At 49.7% G+C, this 15,571-nt stretch carries 12 protein-coding genes; 4 read left to right on the top strand and 8 right to left on the bottom strand.

Annotated elements, in window-relative coordinates; translation table 11 throughout:
- Positions 1-14: 14 nt before the first annotated feature.
- From LLH06_RS05285 to LLH06_RS05270, 4 genes are all read right to left on the bottom strand, one after another.
- Positions 15-851: a universal stress protein gene (locus LLH06_RS05285; RefSeq protein ID WP_228172219.1), complete on the bottom strand. Its 837-nt coding sequence runs from the start codon at positions 849-851 to the stop codon at positions 15-17.
- A 17-nt stretch (positions 852-868) separates the two neighbouring features.
- Positions 869-1,327 carry a MarR family winged helix-turn-helix transcriptional regulator gene (locus tag LLH06_RS05280; protein ID WP_228172218.1) on the bottom strand — a complete coding sequence of 153 codons (459 nt, stop codon included), beginning with the start codon at positions 1,325-1,327 and terminating at the stop codon, positions 869-871.
- Between the two features lie 23 nt (positions 1,328-1,350).
- Positions 1,351-2,931 (bottom strand): DHA2 family efflux MFS transporter permease subunit, encoded by a 1,581-nt coding sequence (locus tag LLH06_RS05275; protein ID WP_228172217.1) that lies wholly within the window; start codon positions 2,929-2,931, stop codon positions 1,351-1,353.
- 207 nt (positions 2,932-3,138) lie between these two features.
- Positions 3,139-3,636: a cytidine deaminase gene (locus LLH06_RS05270; RefSeq protein WP_228172216.1), complete on the bottom strand. Its 498-nt coding sequence runs from the start codon at positions 3,634-3,636 to the stop codon at positions 3,139-3,141.
- A gap of 262 nt (positions 3,637-3,898) precedes the next feature.
- Here LLH06_RS05270 and LLH06_RS05265 point away from each other — a divergent pair, with 262 nt between their 5' ends.
- Positions 3,899-5,380 (top strand): MAC/perforin domain-containing protein, encoded by a 1,482-nt coding sequence (locus LLH06_RS05265; RefSeq protein WP_228172215.1) that lies wholly within the window; start codon positions 3,899-3,901, stop codon positions 5,378-5,380.
- A 139-nt stretch (positions 5,381-5,519) separates the two neighbouring features.
- Here the strand turns inward: LLH06_RS05265 and LLH06_RS05260 are convergent, their stop codons facing one another.
- A complete protein-coding gene (locus tag LLH06_RS05260) occupies positions 5,520-7,397 on the bottom strand; it encodes a DNA topoisomerase IV subunit B (RefSeq protein WP_228172214.1) in 1,878 nt (625 codons plus the stop codon).
- A 141-nt stretch (positions 7,398-7,538) separates the two neighbouring features.
- On the bottom strand, positions 7,539-8,204 hold the full coding sequence (locus LLH06_RS05255; protein ID WP_228172213.1) for a hypothetical protein: 666 nt from the start codon (positions 8,202-8,204) through the stop codon (positions 7,539-7,541).
- A 101-nt stretch (positions 8,205-8,305) separates the two neighbouring features.
- Between LLH06_RS05255 and LLH06_RS05250 the strand changes: the two genes are divergently transcribed.
- Entirely contained in the window at positions 8,306-9,613 is a 1,308-nt protein-coding gene (locus LLH06_RS05250; protein ID WP_228172212.1) for an APC family permease, read from the top strand.
- Positions 9,614-9,760: 147 nt separating this feature from the next.
- Positions 9,761-11,086, top strand: a complete 1,326-nt coding sequence (locus tag LLH06_RS05245; RefSeq protein ID WP_228172211.1) for a sensor histidine kinase — start codon at positions 9,761-9,763, stop codon at positions 11,084-11,086.
- Here the strand turns inward: LLH06_RS05245 and LLH06_RS05240 are convergent.
- The gene (locus LLH06_RS05240) at positions 11,083-12,309 is read right to left on the bottom strand and encodes a PAS domain S-box protein (protein WP_228172210.1); all 1,227 of its coding nucleotides are present in this window, start codon (positions 12,307-12,309) and stop codon (positions 11,083-11,085) included. The two genes, LLH06_RS05245 and LLH06_RS05240, sit on opposite strands and share 4 nt — an antisense overlap.
- 297 nt (positions 12,310-12,606) lie before the next feature.
- On the opposite strand from LLH06_RS05240, the gene LLH06_RS05235 reads away from it, so the two are divergent.
- Entirely contained in the window at positions 12,607-13,503 is an 897-nt protein-coding gene (locus LLH06_RS05235) for a nucleoside phosphorylase (RefSeq protein WP_228172209.1), read from the top strand.
- Positions 13,504-13,964: 461 nt separating this feature from the next.
- On the opposite strand, the gene odhB is transcribed toward LLH06_RS05235, so the two are convergent.
- Complete coding sequence (gene odhB, locus LLH06_RS05230) at positions 13,965-15,554, bottom strand: 2-oxoglutarate dehydrogenase complex dihydrolipoyllysine-residue succinyltransferase (protein ID WP_228172208.1); 1,590 nt, start codon at positions 15,552-15,554, stop codon at positions 13,965-13,967.
- Positions 15,555-15,571: the final 17 nt, after the last annotated feature.

Raw genomic sequence — 15,571 nt, 5'->3', positions numbered from 1 at the left:
GCCCTTTTTTGTTGCTATTTAAGGATGAGCACCGGCAACCTCGAATTGGTGGTGAGCGCCTCGGTGATACTGCTGTGGGTAAGGTTATAAAAAAAGCTGTGTTTGCCCGGCAGGGCAACGATCAGCTGCACCTCGTTCTGCGATGCATAGTTGAGGATGCTTTTTACGGTGTCGTCATCATCGGTGTACTGCACATCGTATTCATATTCTTGCAGAAACTGTTTAAAGCTACCCGCATTCTCAGCCTCGTGGCCTACGCGCTTGCCTTCAGGATCAACGCATAGCACCAATATCTCGGGCTCAGTGGTGAACTGCAACTGTTTCAACTGATCGATCAGGCTGAGGCGCTCGATGGCGTTAGGGTCCACAGGCACCAGCACCCGCTTCAGCGGCTTGCGCGATGCACCGCACGGTATCACCAGCACAGGCACCGTACTGATCTTGGCCACGGCCACTACCTGCTGCCCCACTATACTTTCCTCGCCGCCCGGCACATCGCTACCTACCATGATCAGGTCGGGTTGGTGGTCGGCGATCACTTGGCGCACGGCGCGTAACAAAGGTTCGCTGCTGGTGGCCACCTCTATTTTGATGTTGGCTCCGCAACTCGTCGTCAATCGATCGGCCATCTGCTTTAATGCAGCGTCGTCTTTACGGCGTTCCTCGTCAATGGCATCGGCGCTTAGCTGCACAAAATCTGCCGAGGGCAGCAGCTGCGCATATAATGACACATATTGACTTTTCAGGAGGATAATGCGCTCGGCATTGGCCGCGCAGGCCAGATCGGCCGCATAGCGCAAGGTGTTGTTACAGGTGTCAGACAGGTCGGCAAGGATCAAAATGTTCTTCATGATTCACACATTTTAAATTATTGGACTGTGTTAAGGTTAGTGACCATTTGATTGATCAGGTCAACGCCGCTTTGCAGGCGTTCGGCCGCTATATCATGGGTGGCTTTGTCATAAACCTCGGCCACCCAGGGGTATAACCGTTCTTTGAGCGCCATGCACTCATCGGTCATATGGATCAGTTTGTTGCGGCGGTCGTTATCGTCCTCTACCCGTTTCACCATGCCGCGCTTCACCAGGTTATCGATCAGGTAGGTCATGCTCGATTTGTCGCGCATGGTCAGGTCGGCCAGTTCCTGCTGGTTAACGCCGTCCTTTTTCCACAAGGCTGATAATACCTCCAGCATCTCGAAGGTGAGGTTGATATCGTTCTCTTTGAGCCTCACCTGAATGTGCTGCCTCAGTATGTTGCGCAGTTCGGCCATGGAGCGCCCGAGTTCGAGCGCCAGATCAGCTTTGGATAGAGTTGGTTGTGCCATCAGTAACAAATCTATGATAAATGTTAGTGCGCGGCATCGGCCAGGCTCACTTTGTTCTTAGCTGTTTTGATGAACAGCAGTACTACAGGTACACACAGCAGGAACATCACCCCTACCCACAAAAAAACGTCCATGTATGACAGCAGGGTGGCCTGCTTGTTCACCGAGCCATCGAGCGCCGTGTAGGCCATTTTGGTGGCGGTGAGGCTATCTATGCCGCGTCCTCTGAAACTGCCTGCCATTTGCGCTACACGCTGCTGTACGTTAAGGTCATTCACGTTGAGGTGGCTTACCAAATTGCTGCGGTGCACCTGCGTTTGCCTCGATACAAAGGTCGAGATCAGCGCCACCCCGAACGAGCCGCCCAATTGCCGCATCATTCCCGAAAAGGCCGCCCCCTGGCCGATCTCTTTACCCTTCAAGGTCGATAATGACATCGTGCTCACCGGCACTGACAATAAGCCTAAGCCGAAACCACGGATGATGAGCGGCCAAAAGAAATCGCCGCTGCTGGTGTGAGGCGTGATCACCGCGTACGACAGGTAGCTATAGATGAAGAACACCACCATACCAATGGCGATCAGGTATTTTTGCGCCACCCCGCGCTGGATCAGTTGCGCCACCACCGGCATCATGAACGCCACGAAGAGCGTGCTGGGCAGCTGCAACATACCCGACTGCTGGGCCGTCCACCCCAACAAAGATTGTGTATATAACGGTATCACAAAGGTTGACCCGAACAGGCCGAAGCCCATAATGAACGACAGCAGCACGCCAATGCGTAGATTGCTATTCTTGAGCACCCGCAGCTCCACGATAGGATACTCGTACTCCAGCTCACGCCAGATGAAAAGCAGGATGCCCAACACCGCGGTAACGGTCAGGATGGTGATCACCTCGCTGCTGTACCAATCCTCCTCCTGGCCTTTCTCGAGCACGTATTGTAAGGATGATATACCGACGGTGAGCAGACCAATTCCCCACCAGTCGACCTGGCTTGCGGGGCGTTTCTCATCGTATTGCGGGCTGCGTACGAATTGCAAGGTCAGGATCGCCGCTACGATACCTACAGGTATGTTGATGTAAAAGATGAAGGGCCACGAAAAGTTATCGACGATGTATCCACCCAGCGGCGGACCGAGCGTTGGGCCCACGATCACACCCAGTGTGTAAATGGCCTGTGCCATGGCCCGCTTTTCGGTAGGCCAGCTCTCGGTAATGATGGTTTGCGAGGTGACCAGTAAGGCACCACCGCCCAAACCCTGAATGAACCTGAACACCACCAGCTCCCATATATTGGTAGCGTTACCGCACAGAAATGAGCAGATAGTGAACAGCACCACAGAGGCGGCAAAATAGTTACGCCGCCCGAACTGCTGCGAAAGCCAACTGGTCATAGGCACGATGATCACGTTGGCCAGTGAGTAGGCAGTGATGACCCAGCTGATCTCGTTCAGCGTGGCGCCCAGGTTGCCGCGCATATCATTGAGGGCCACGTTAACAATGGTTGTATCGATGATCTCGAGCAGGGCACAGAACACCGCCGTAATGGTAATGATCACGCGCCGGGCGCCGTACTCCACTAATGAATTTGCAGGTTGCATTGGTATCAGTTATTCAACTTCATAACAAAGTTAAATACTTGATAGTTTTAATTCAAACTAATATTGTCAAGCAAGTGTAGATGTTGCTTGTTTTTGTAGGAGTTAGAAGTGCAAATTTATTCTCGCGGCGGTGTGATCGTCCTAAACCTCGGTTGGCTGAGCAAGAGAGGTGCTGATATACATCAGCATGACATGGACGCTTGATACTTACACCGGCACGGTCACCAGCCTGTCTTCAAAGAATAGGAAAGGCAAAAAGCTTTCGATACCATTGGTTACCCAGGCCGCACCGCCCTGGCAGTACAATATGGTACGGATAGGCTGCTCTTGTTTCTTCTCATACTCGGCCAATACCTGCAGGCACCCGCCGCACGGGGTGATCGGTTTGCTGATCTGGAACTTGGCGGTATGCGCAGTAACGGCCAGCGCCTCTATGGGGTCGTCGGCATAGTTGGCTCCCCAGTTGAAGAGGGCTACCCGTTCGGCACATAGTCCTGACGGATAGGCAGCGTTCTCCTGGTTGCTGCCATACAGTACGCGGCCACTTTTCAGGCGCAGCGCGGCACCCACACTAAAGTTTGAGTATGGTGAATGTGAACCCTTTAGTGCTTTTACCGCTTCCAGGCATAGGTGTTTATCTTGATCATTGAGCTCCTCAAAAGTGTTGTACTCTTCAAAAGCGATCTTTATCTCGTGGTTGATCATATGGTGATCCCGCAAAAAGCGGGGCGTACAATATAATCAAAAGAAATGGGAATGCAAAGATCTGTTTATTTTAAATATTTTGCTCTCTATCGTATCCTTTTTCATAATAAAAGAAATACCGATAATAACACTTCAGGTCACCACCCACATTAAGAAATTTTATATATTAAAGATTAATTAATTAATAAAATATTAATTGTTATGTACATGTTTGAAATACCGGTTATTTTATCCTAAACTTGCAGGAAAATAAAACCTTATCATGAAAAAAACTCTACTACTATTGAGTGGTTTCTTAGCGTTTGCTATGTCCTGTAAAAAGCAGGAGATCGTTGAAGACAGATCTGCCACTATTCAAAAATCTACAAAAAAAGCAAGTTCAGCCGGTGACGGCGACCTTGACGTTCTGGGCTATGGTTACGACATACTTGGTGAGTATGGCAATTCGAGCGCCGCAACTTTTAAAGTTATAGATGTAGGACGTTTGAGAGCTGATTATCCAAGTCGAATCGACTTAGACCAGTCAAAGGTTCAAACCAATCTTTTTGTGACCGGCGAAGATGCTGTGAGCTTTGCTAAAGGCTTGTCATTAAGAACGAAAACTACAATAAGCACAAGCGTTTTGCCACTATTCAAAGCGACTATCACTGCAAATTATACAGATTCTTCAAGATTTTCTTCCAAATACGTTTATGGTAATTATAGCAGGATCATTAAGCAAAAGCGACTTAAGATAAATTCATCTATCTCGTTGCTAAAAAGCTACCTAACACCAGAATTTCTATCAGACCTACAAAATTACAGTCCTGAATATATCGTAAGTCACTATGGAACCCACGTATTATTAGACGTGACACTTGGCGCAAAGTTTGACGTAGTATACCGTTCAGAAACAACGGAGCAGGACCGTAAAACCGCAGCTAACGTGGGCTTAGACCTTGGAGTGTCAACAGTATTTAATCTTAACTCAGGTTATAATAGCAACACTACCAGTAACCAAAATAACTTCTCTCAAACCCTACGTTACAAAACAGTTGGCGGAAATCCGGCCTTGAGCCTTATCGGGCAGGTCACACTTGGCTCCAACACTGCACCTACGTTAAATACTGATGCATGGCAAAACAGCTCGACACCTCAAAACGCTGAGCTGATCGATATTGGAGAGAATGGCTTGGTACTGTTGTCTGATCTGGTGGATGATCCAGCAAAGAAGTCGGCTTTGGAAAGCTATATCATCCAGTATCTACAAGCTAACCAGATCTTTTTGACAGAGATCGTGGCGACCATACAATCAAGTAATTTTTATAATGTATTCTTGAGGATGGATGGCCGCTACTATTCTCCTAACTCAAGCGGATCAGGTACCGTAAATTGCCAGTATTCTGCCGGCCCTTATGAGCAAATGGTGTTCAGAAAGCAAAATGATGGAACTTACACTATATCATCTAATTATTTTCCTAATCTTTACCTACGCATGGATGGAACCAATGTTCCACACAATAACAACTCGGGCGGAGGAACAGTTAATTTGCAGAACCCGGCGGGTAATTATGAGCGCTTCAACATCAATAAGCAAAGTGATGGTACTTTCACCATCAGTTCAGCATATTTTGGCAGCACGCATTTACGCATGGACGCTCGTGGCGTGAACCAGTATAACGACAATGGAGGTGGAGTGATCAATTGCCAAGGACTGTCTCCAGGCCCTTGGGAAAAATTCATTATCACACCTGCTCTGTTCTGATCATTGAATAAAAAAAAGAGCGCTCATCTGCTGATCAGATGAGCGCTCTTTTTATATATATAAAATAGATATGGTAAGATCTTGCTTCGCGACGCTACAGGATCACATAAGAGATCATTCTTGATCCCGTCATATACCTTTACGCCACCAGTGCTTCCGCTTCGGTGAGTGTTGGGTTGATGGTCTCGTCGTCCTTTTCCACGCGCAGGTTCTGTACGATATGCTGCTGGCGGGTCGGGGTGTTCTTGCCCATAAAATACTCTAACAAGCCTTTGATGTTGGCATCTTTCAGGATCACTGGATCCAGGCGCATGTCCTTGCCGATGAATAGTCCGAACTCATCGGGCGATATCTCACCCAAGCCTTTAAATCGGGTGATCTCGGGCTTGTTGCCTAATTTGGCAATGGCATTACGGCGTTCTTCATCACTGTAGCAATAAATGGTCTCCTTTTTATTACGCACCCTAAATAATGGGGTTTGTAAAATGGATACGTGACCAGCCTTTACCACATCGGGGAAGAACTGCAAAAAGAAGGTCATGATCAGCAGGCGGATGTGCATACCGTCCACATCGGCATCGGTAGCGATAACGATGTTGTTGTAACGCAAACCGTCGATACCGTCCTCAATGTTAAGGGCGTGTTGTAGCAGGTTGAACTCTTCGTTCTCGTAAACTACCTTTTTGGTCAGGCCAAAGCAGTTGAGGGGCTTACCTTTTAAGCTGAATACCGCCTGGGTGGCCACATCGCGCGATTTGGTGATCGAGCCACTGGCCGAGTCACCTTCGGTGATAAATAGCGTGGTCTCTTGCTTGCGCTCGTGATTATCGTCAAAATGCACCTTGCAATCGCGCAATTTGCGATTGTGTAACGATGCCTTTTTGGCGCGCTCGTTAGCCAGTTTCTTGATACCCGCAATGTCCTTACGCTCCCGTTCCGATTGCAGGATACGTTTCAGCAAAGCATCGGCGGTGGCCGGATTCTTATGCAGGTAGTTATCCAGTTCGGTCTTTAAAAAATCGTTGATGAAGGTACGCACGGTAGGCCCATCAGGACCTACGTTCTGTGAACCCAGTTTGGTCTTGGTTTGCGATTCGAACACCGGCTCCTGCACCTTGATGGCGATGGCGGCCACAATAGAAGCCCGGATATCCGAAGCATCGAACTCCTTTTTGTAGAATTCACGGATGGTCTTGACCACAGCCTCACGGAAGGAAGCCTGGTGCGTACCTCCCTGTGTGGTGTGCTGACCGTTCACAAAGGAATAATACTCTTCACCATATTGCTGGCCGTGGGTCATGGATATCTCGATATCTTCACCCTTGAGGTGAATGATCGGGTAACGAATATTCTCAGCATCGGTCTTACGCTCGAGCAGGTCCTTCAAACCATTTTGTGAGAAGAACTTTTCGCCGTTGAAGTTGATCGTCAGGCCGGCGTTCAGGAACACGTAGTTCCAGATCATGTTCTGCACAAATTCGGGTATGAACCGGTAGTTGCGGAAAATGGTATCGTCGGGGTAAAAGTTGATCGAGGTACCGTTACGCTGAGTGGTCTCTTTTTCGGCCTCATCGCGCACGATCTCGCCTTTAGCAAATTCGGCGATCTTAGTACGGCCATCACGGTATGATTGTACGGTGAACGAGGTAGACAAAGCATTCACCGCCTTGGTACCCACACCATTCAAACCTACCGATTTTTGAAAGGCCTTACTATCGTACTTACCACCGGTGTTGATCTTGGACACGCAATCGATCACCTTGCCCAACGGTATGCCGCGGCCGTAATCGCGTACGGTAACGCGGTGATCGTTCATGCTGATATCGATACTGCGCCCCGCTCCCATCACGAACTCATCGATCGAGTTATCCACGATCTCTTTCAGCAACACGTATATACCATCGTCATAGGCTGAGCCATCGCCCAGTTTACCGATGTACATACCCGGGCGTAAGCGGATGTGTTCCTTCCAGTCGAGCGACCGGATACTATCTTCACTATAATTTACTTCTGCCATAAGTGTCAAACATGTAGCCCCTCCTTGATCCTCCCCGGAAGGGAGGAAACGAAAGCCAACACCCTCCCTTCCGGGGAGGGTCGGGGTGGGGCTGATCAAACATACTAAAATTATTGGCAACCGTCAAGCGGTGAAACGTACCTACCTGAACCTCATGCAGTCGCGCACTTTGCTGATCTTGCGGAAGAACTCGGGACCCTTTTCATTGGTGAGACAAACGGCCAACATGTAGCCGGTATGGTCCTTTTGTAAAGCGAAAAGTAAGGCGTAGCGGTAATGCTTGGTCTCGGGGGTATCGGCCAGGCTGAACATGTAGGTCTTGCCCGCATCGGCATTGTAGGCATCCAGCAATTTGGGCGAGAGCGGGCGGGTAAAAAAACGACCGTCATCGCTCATGGCCGATGCATGCGCACGGGCAGCTTCCACGTAGGTAGAGTCAGGATTAGGCAGATTTTTGCCGGTGATGGTCTTTACCTGTTCATAACTGGCCCAACTTTGCTTGAGCGAGCGCACCTGTAACCATATCTCCAGGTCCTGGCCGGGCAGGGCCATGGCATGATCAAATGAAAAGGTATCGTTCCCCGTGATCGGCACTTCCTTAAAATCCTCGGGCATGTTAAAATCGATGCCTGCTTCCTCTGCCTCTTTCGAGAAATCGGTCAGTTGGCGACTGGTCTGTTCAACAGGTTTTAAGGCCGGCGGCCTTTTATATCTTTGCCGCTGGGCGTGTACGGCGGCACAGTTCAGGCATAATACACCTAAAACAATTAAGAAGGACCGTTCGAACTGCTTAGCGATGGGGTTCATTGTTGAGGCCGTGGTGTATATTAGCACACTGATCTGCTTACTCACCAATACATGGCCATAGCAAATCTAATATTATTATTCAAAATTCCAACTTACTACGCATGAGCATTAAGCCCAAGTTGAGCCGGTTCGATCTTACCATGATCGTGATCAGCCTTATCATCGGTACCGGCATATTCAAGATACCTGGCGAAGTGGCCTTGCGTACGGGAACTCCTGCCCTGTTCTTTGCCGCGTGGGTGGTTGGCGGATTGGTTACCCTTTGCGGAGCACTTACCTTTGCCGAGATCGGTGCACGGTATCCAAATACCGGTGGCTTTTACAAGCTCTTCTCTTATTGCTATCACCCGGCCTTTGCATTCATGATCAACTGGGCGTCTATTATTGCCACCACCGCATCAGTAGCGGCGGTATCGCTCATCGGGGCCGAGTACCTGAACCCGTTGCTATTACCTGCCCACATGCAGAACATAACAGGTACCCGCATTACCACCATAGGCTTGGTGGCCATTGTGTACGTGATCAATTTTTTAGGGATCAAAATGAGCGCCCGGGTGCAAAACCTGCTCACCATATTTAAGGTGACCATGATCGTGATCCTTTGTCTGGCCATATTTAAAAGCAACGGGCATACTGTGATCACGCAGGCCGTTTTGCCCGGCGGCTCGCCGATCGCCTCGTTCGGCCTAAGTTTGGTGGCGGTCTTTTTTACCTTTACCGGCTACCAGCAAACCATCAACTTTGGGGGCGATGTGGTAGATGCCCGCCGCAATATACCCCGCGGACTATTGATGGGAATGAGCATTGTGATCGCAGTCTACATGGCGGTCAATTTTGCTTATTATCATGTATTGGGCATGGGTGGCCTGCAACAGAACACCGGGCTGGCCGCCAAAATGGCTTCGGTAGTGTTCGGCGATGTGGGTGCGCGTATCACCTCGGTACTGATGTTCATCTCGGTGCTTGCCTATGTGAATGTGAACATCATGTCAGTACCACGGGTGTTTTACGCCATGGCTGATGATGGTGTGCTTCCACCGATATTTAAACGGGTAAACCCGCGCACCCAGGCTCAGGAATTCGGGATGACCTTTTTTGTGGCGGCCATTATCGTCATCCTCTTTTTTGCAGGCTCCTTTGGGGAGGTACTTAACTATGCCATGTTCTTTGAGTGCATTGGTTTGAGTACGGCCGCTATCGCTATCTTTATACTCCGCAAGCGTACGCAGGAGCTTGATGGCACCGGCATCTATACCATCAAATTGTATCCGCTGGTACCTATATTCTTTATAGCGGTATACTGGTTCGTGACCATCAGCGTGTTCATGGCTACGCCTCATGCTACCGTGGTTTGCTTAGGTGCTTTTGCACTCGGGCTGGCCATTTACTATCTGGCCAAACGCCGATGAACGGTCACGTCACTTGTCGAAAAAGCGTACCATCAACTTTTGTATAGCACAATAACCTATAAGTACTGTACATCACGGTTAAATTAGTATAATTGTTGTAACTTATTTTATCGCGATCGCGTAATTTGTACCACTATTAATTGAACCTTGAGTTACAGTAGACTTTTGATGCGGGCGTGGTACCGGCTCACCGGGCGATCGTCTGATCTCCCGCTAAATGTGAGGGTATTCCATTCGGTGTGCCTGATCATTATAGTGGCTCTGGCTTACAATGTTCCGTTCAATTACCTGGTGGGCTTGAAGGATATCGCGCTGCTGAGCGCCTGTTATGTACTGTTGTACATCCTGATCTATTACCTTTCACGCTTTAAAGGGCTTACTTCGCTTGCCTTCGGCCTTTTTGTGATCGCTGGTAACTTATTGTTCACGATCAACTACTTCCTCAATTCGGGGATCGACGGACCTACCGACCTGTTCTTCCTGCTCACGATGGTGATCATGATCACGGTGGCACCGGTAAAGCAATACTGGATACTGGTAAGTGTCAATCTGCTCTTAGTGACAGGACTGCATTTGGTGCAGTATCTATCGCCCGAATTGGTGCCGCACTCGTATACCAACCTGCAGAACCGCTATATCGATATCACGTCGGCGTATTGGGTGGTGATGGGATTGGTACTGTTCAACTTTTATTTCGTGCGGCGCAATTATGAGATAGAGCGCCGCTCGGCCGAGCAAAAGGCCGAATTGATGAAGGTATTGAATGAAGAGAAGAACAAGCTGTTCTCCATCATCTCGCATGACCTGCGCGCGCCGCTCACCAACGTTCAAAATTACCTGGAGTTGCTAACCGAACTGGAGATCAGCAAAGAGGAATCTCTCGACATCAAACGTAAGCTGCTCGATTCCACACGCTCCACGCTTGATATGTTGAACAACGTGCTGTCGTGGTCGCAGGGGCAAATGACAGGTCTCAAGTTCAAGCTGACCGATCTGAACGCCTATGATGTGCTGATGCCGCAGTTACTGCTGTTCACTAATATTGCCAGTAATAAGAGCATCAGCGTAGTGATCACGATCGATCATGACATCAGGATAGTGGGTAACGAGAATATGGTGCAGCTCATCGTTCGTAACCTGATCAACAACGCCATCAAGTTCACTGCTGTCGGCGGCCGCATAGAGGTGGTAGCCTCTGTGATGGGTGAAAGCTGCATATTCTCCGTACGCGACAGCGGCAATGGCTCTCCGGTGAAATTGCCGACCAACATCTTCTATCTCAATAGCGGCACTACCGCTGGCACCTCCAACGAAAAGGGCGTGGGCCTCGGGCTTGTGCTTTGTAAGGAATTTACGGAGGCCATGCAGGGCCAGATCTGGTTCGAATGCGATGCCGAGAGTGGTACCACCTTTTTTGTAGAACTCCCGTTGGCTCAGCCGGTATTAGGCGCCGAAGGGCTCACACTGGTTTAGCGCGCTGCATGTTGATCGGCCAGGATCTCCGCGCTGCGGTTCACTACCTCACGCACCACCTGGTCAAGTTCATTAGCCGATGTGACCAGGTGATCCAGCAGTTGCCGGTCGAACTTGCCATCGTATTCGATATCCATCAATTCGGTAAGTGACATGATGCGGGCAAGCGGCAGCCTGATCACGTGCGACTGCATGTAAGCGATCTCTCTTAACTTATCGTTTTGAGCTTGAATAGCGGCCAGGTGCTGTACGCGTTGCGTAATGTCAGATACCACGATCATGCGCGCCTTTCTGCCCTGGTAGGTCATGTTGCTGTGCAGTATCTCGGTATGGATCGTGCGGCCGTCCTTATCAATGTGTTGGCTGCGGTAAGGTTCTGATTGTTCGGCCTCATGCATGTGGCTCAGCATACGCTCCACTTCGTTGACATCGTATATATCGGTCAGTTTCAGCCTTGTGAACTCTTGTTGTGTATAGCCGTAGATGAGCGTAGCCGCATAATTCACCTGTAGGATCTGCAAGGTATCGGTATCTAAAATTACCTTGGAAAGCGGACTTTTATAAAACAATGTGCGATGGTCCTCTTCTGAGTTCTTAAGGTCATCGTTCAAGGAGGCTTTGTGAGCCATTTCTTTCCTGAGTTCCGAATGCAGCCAACCCTCTTTATGGATGGTATGCTGCAGACCGTTCAGTATCTGCCGGATCAGCCCCACCACTACCATATCCATAAAAATGAAGTTGACGGAAAAGATGAGCCAGCGATCGGCCGTGATGTGCTGTATCAATGGGATATTCATGAGCCGGTAGCGGATCACCATTTCGAAACCCGCGCAGAACAATACGTTGAAGATCACCATACCATAAGCTGCCCGATCGGGGAACTGCAAGGCCACGAAAACACTGAGCGCAAAAAGGTATATGCAACCCATAGTGAACGCTCCGATCATAGCCGTTACCACCACCGTAAATACCAGCATCACCACCACAATGATCACCTTACGGGTATGTAGCGAAATACCTTTTTTCAGGGCAACAAAGGTCACGGCCAATAAGGCCAACAGATCTAAAATGATGAGGGAAGTTTCGCCGGCCTTATATTCAATGTACACACTTGGGATCAATGCAAGCAGGCTAAGGGGCAACGCGTAAATGATCACGTTAATGAACAAGCGGTCCTGCCAATACTCGATACTTTTTACGCGATCATAAACAGGTGTGGGCATAGCTTCCCTGACATAGTTCTGGTGACCGAGCCATAGCGAATGCAAATTGAATAAAAACATAAACGACAATTGCGCAGTGGGTAGTAATGATCTTCTACTCTATTTAGTTGTATTTTGTTACGTGCGGTAACAGAAAATCTTACCGAAGGATCTGAGGTCAGCAACTGGAAACAGTTTGCCAATAAAGCCGCGCATAAACTCAGGAGAAGATCATATTTTCCTTGTACGAAAATAGCGAATCGTAATAAAAGTTTCTGCTGCTTGAACTCATAAAATATCCACGATATTTGTTCATCAATGGAACCTAACGATATGATCGATCCAGAGCAAATATCAGAGACCGACCTGATCCTCAATGCCGATGGCAGTGCCTACCACCTGAACCTGTTACCGCATGAGATAGCTGACACGGTGATCACCGTTGGCGACCAGGACCGCGTGGCCGAGATCAGTAAGCACTTTGACCTCATAGAGTTACAAAAGGGAAAGCGTGAATTCGTTACCCATACCGGCTACCTGGGCAACAAGCGCATCACGGTGATATCTACCGGCATCGGTACAGATAATATCGACATTGTGATCAATGAGCTGGACGCCCTGGTGAACATTGACCTAAGCACCCGCAAGGTAAATAAAGAGCTACGGAGCCTTGATATCATCCGCATCGGTACCTCTGGCGCGGTACAGGCCGATATACCTTTAGACAGTGTGCTGGTATCGGCAGCGGCATTCGGGTTAGATCCGCTGATGCATTATTGCGAGCATGAGCTCACCCCCGATGAGGACGAACTGCTTCAGGCGTTCAAAGACCGACTGCCTGACACCTATCTGCTGCATCCATACATCGCCTCGGCCAGTGCCGAACTACTGAACGGCCTTGCCGCTGATCTGCAACAGGGCATCACGGTGACCGCACCGGGCTTTTACACGCCGCAGGGACGTCAAGTGCGAACCCGTACCTCTACGCCCGAGCTTATGTCTATCATCCAAAATTTTAGCCTGCATGGGCAACGCATTACCAACCTGGAAATGGAGACCGCCGGGATATACGGCCTGGGTGGAAACCTGGGGCACAAGACCATCTCGTTCAATGTGATACTAGCCAATCGCGCCACGCATCAGTTTAGCCAACAGCCTCAGCGCTCCATGGAAAATGCGATCAGGTTGTTGTTGGAGAGATTGGAGAAGATATAGCATATTATTCCCAGCGCTGTCATGCCGATGCATATCGGCATCCCTCATGCAAAGTAATAAAGCGGTCGCGACGTAATGTTCACTTGTCCTGAGAGATGCCGATATACATCGGCATGACGGGCTGGAGAGAGCGGTTCGGTTGACATCTAACCCATCCGGTCATCCAGAACTTGGTTCAGCATCACTCATGCTAAGTAGTGAAGCGGTCATGACTCCTCGTTCGCTTGTCCTGAGAGATGCCAATGTGCATCGGCGTGAAGGGGTGGTGAATTGGCAGTAAATAAAAAATTCAATGTCATGCTGAACTTTTTTCAGCATCCCCCACTCTAAGTAAGCCATTCGTTCACTTGTCCTGAGAGATGCCGATATGCATCGGCATGACGGGATGATCATTTACAGACCCCTCAGAACAAGAAAGCCTCCGATCACTCGGAGGCTTTTCATATCTATACAGGCTTGTATTAAACGCCTAACAGTAAACGTGCTGGATCTTCCAGTAATTGCTTAACGCGTACCAGGAAGCTTACCGACTCGCGACCGTCAACGATGCGGTGATCGTATGACAGGGCAAGGTACATCATTGGGCGGATTACCACCTGGCCGTTAACAGCCACCGGGCGCTCGATAATGTTGTGCATACCCAAAATAGCCGACTGCGGTGCATTGATGATCGGTGTCGACATCATGGATCCGAAGATACCACCATTGGTGATGGTGAAGGTACCACCGGTCATGTCCTCAATGGTCAGCTTGTTCTCGCGGGCCTTACCGGCCAGCGTAACCACAGCTTTCTCGATCTCGGCCAGGGTCATGCTCTCAGCATTACGGATAACAGGTACCACTAAACCTTTAGGAGCCGATACAGCGATCGAGATGTCAGCATAGTTGCTGTATACTACCTCTTCGCCTTCTATGCGGGCACCAACGGCAGGCCACTCTTGCAGGGCAACGCAAACCGCTTTGGTGAAGAATGACATGAAGCCTAAGCCTACACCGTGTTTCTCTTTAAATTTATCTTTGTATTTACCACGCAACTCCATGATCGGCTGCATATCTACCTCGTTAAAGGTGGTCAGCATGGCGGTCTCGTTTTTAACAGCTACCAAACGTTTGGCAACGGTCTTGCGCAGGTTCGACATTTTTTCGCGTTTCTCATCGCGGGCACCGGCCGGGGCTGGTGCAGCAGCAGGAGCACTTGAAGCAGCTGGTTTTGCCGGAGCAGGTGCAGCTGGTTTTTGCGCGTTCTGTGCGTCCTCTTTAGTAATGCGGCCACCTACGCCGGTACCACTTACCGACTGAGGGCTTACACCTTTTTCGGCCAGGATCTTACCCGCAGCAGGTGAAGGCGTGCCGGCAGCGTAACCATTTGCTGATGCAGACTGTGCATTGCCAGCAGCTGGCTGAGCAGCAGCAGGAGCGCTTGGGGCCGATGCAGGAGCAGCAGTAGCGCCACCACCGGTGATCGAGCAAACCACAGCACCAATGGCCAGGGTATCACCTTCGTTAGCGATGGTCTTTAAAGTACCAGCGCTTTCGGCGGTCAACTCAAAAGTGGCTTTATCTGATTCCAGTTCGGCAATGGCCTCATCCATTTCTACCTGCTCGCCGTCTTTCTTGATCCAGCGTGACAGGGTTACCTCGGTGATCGATTCACCAACGGCAGGAACCTTTATCTCTAATGTTTTAGCTTCAGCGGCTGGTGCAGCAGGTGCTTCAGCAGCAGCTTCAGGGCGCTCGGCACGTTGGCCCGGTGCGCTCTCGTCAGCAGCTTGTGCTTTGCTCTTGTCTACCGCGGCAGGCGCAGCAGCAGGAGCGCCACCAGCTTCAATGCTGGCTACCACGGCGCCAATGGCAAGTGTATCGCCTTCGGCAGCAACGGTCTTTAAAGTTCCGGCGCTTTCAGCAGTCAATTCAAAAGTAGCCTTGTCTGATTCCAGCTCGGCAATTACTTCATCCATTTCAACCGCATCGCCGTCCTGTTTGATCCAGCGTGAAAGGGTTACCTCTGTGATAGATTCGCCAACCGGCGGAACTTTGATCTCTAAACTCATGTTTTTTAAGTTGCGGG

This window comes from Mucilaginibacter daejeonensis (assembly GCF_020783335.1).
In the GTDB taxonomy this organism is placed as follows: Bacteria; Bacteroidota; Bacteroidia; order Sphingobacteriales; family Sphingobacteriaceae; genus Mucilaginibacter; species Mucilaginibacter daejeonensis.
Note: the sequence above shows the minus strand (reverse complement) of the source record. Positions and strands in the feature narration are given on the sequence as shown.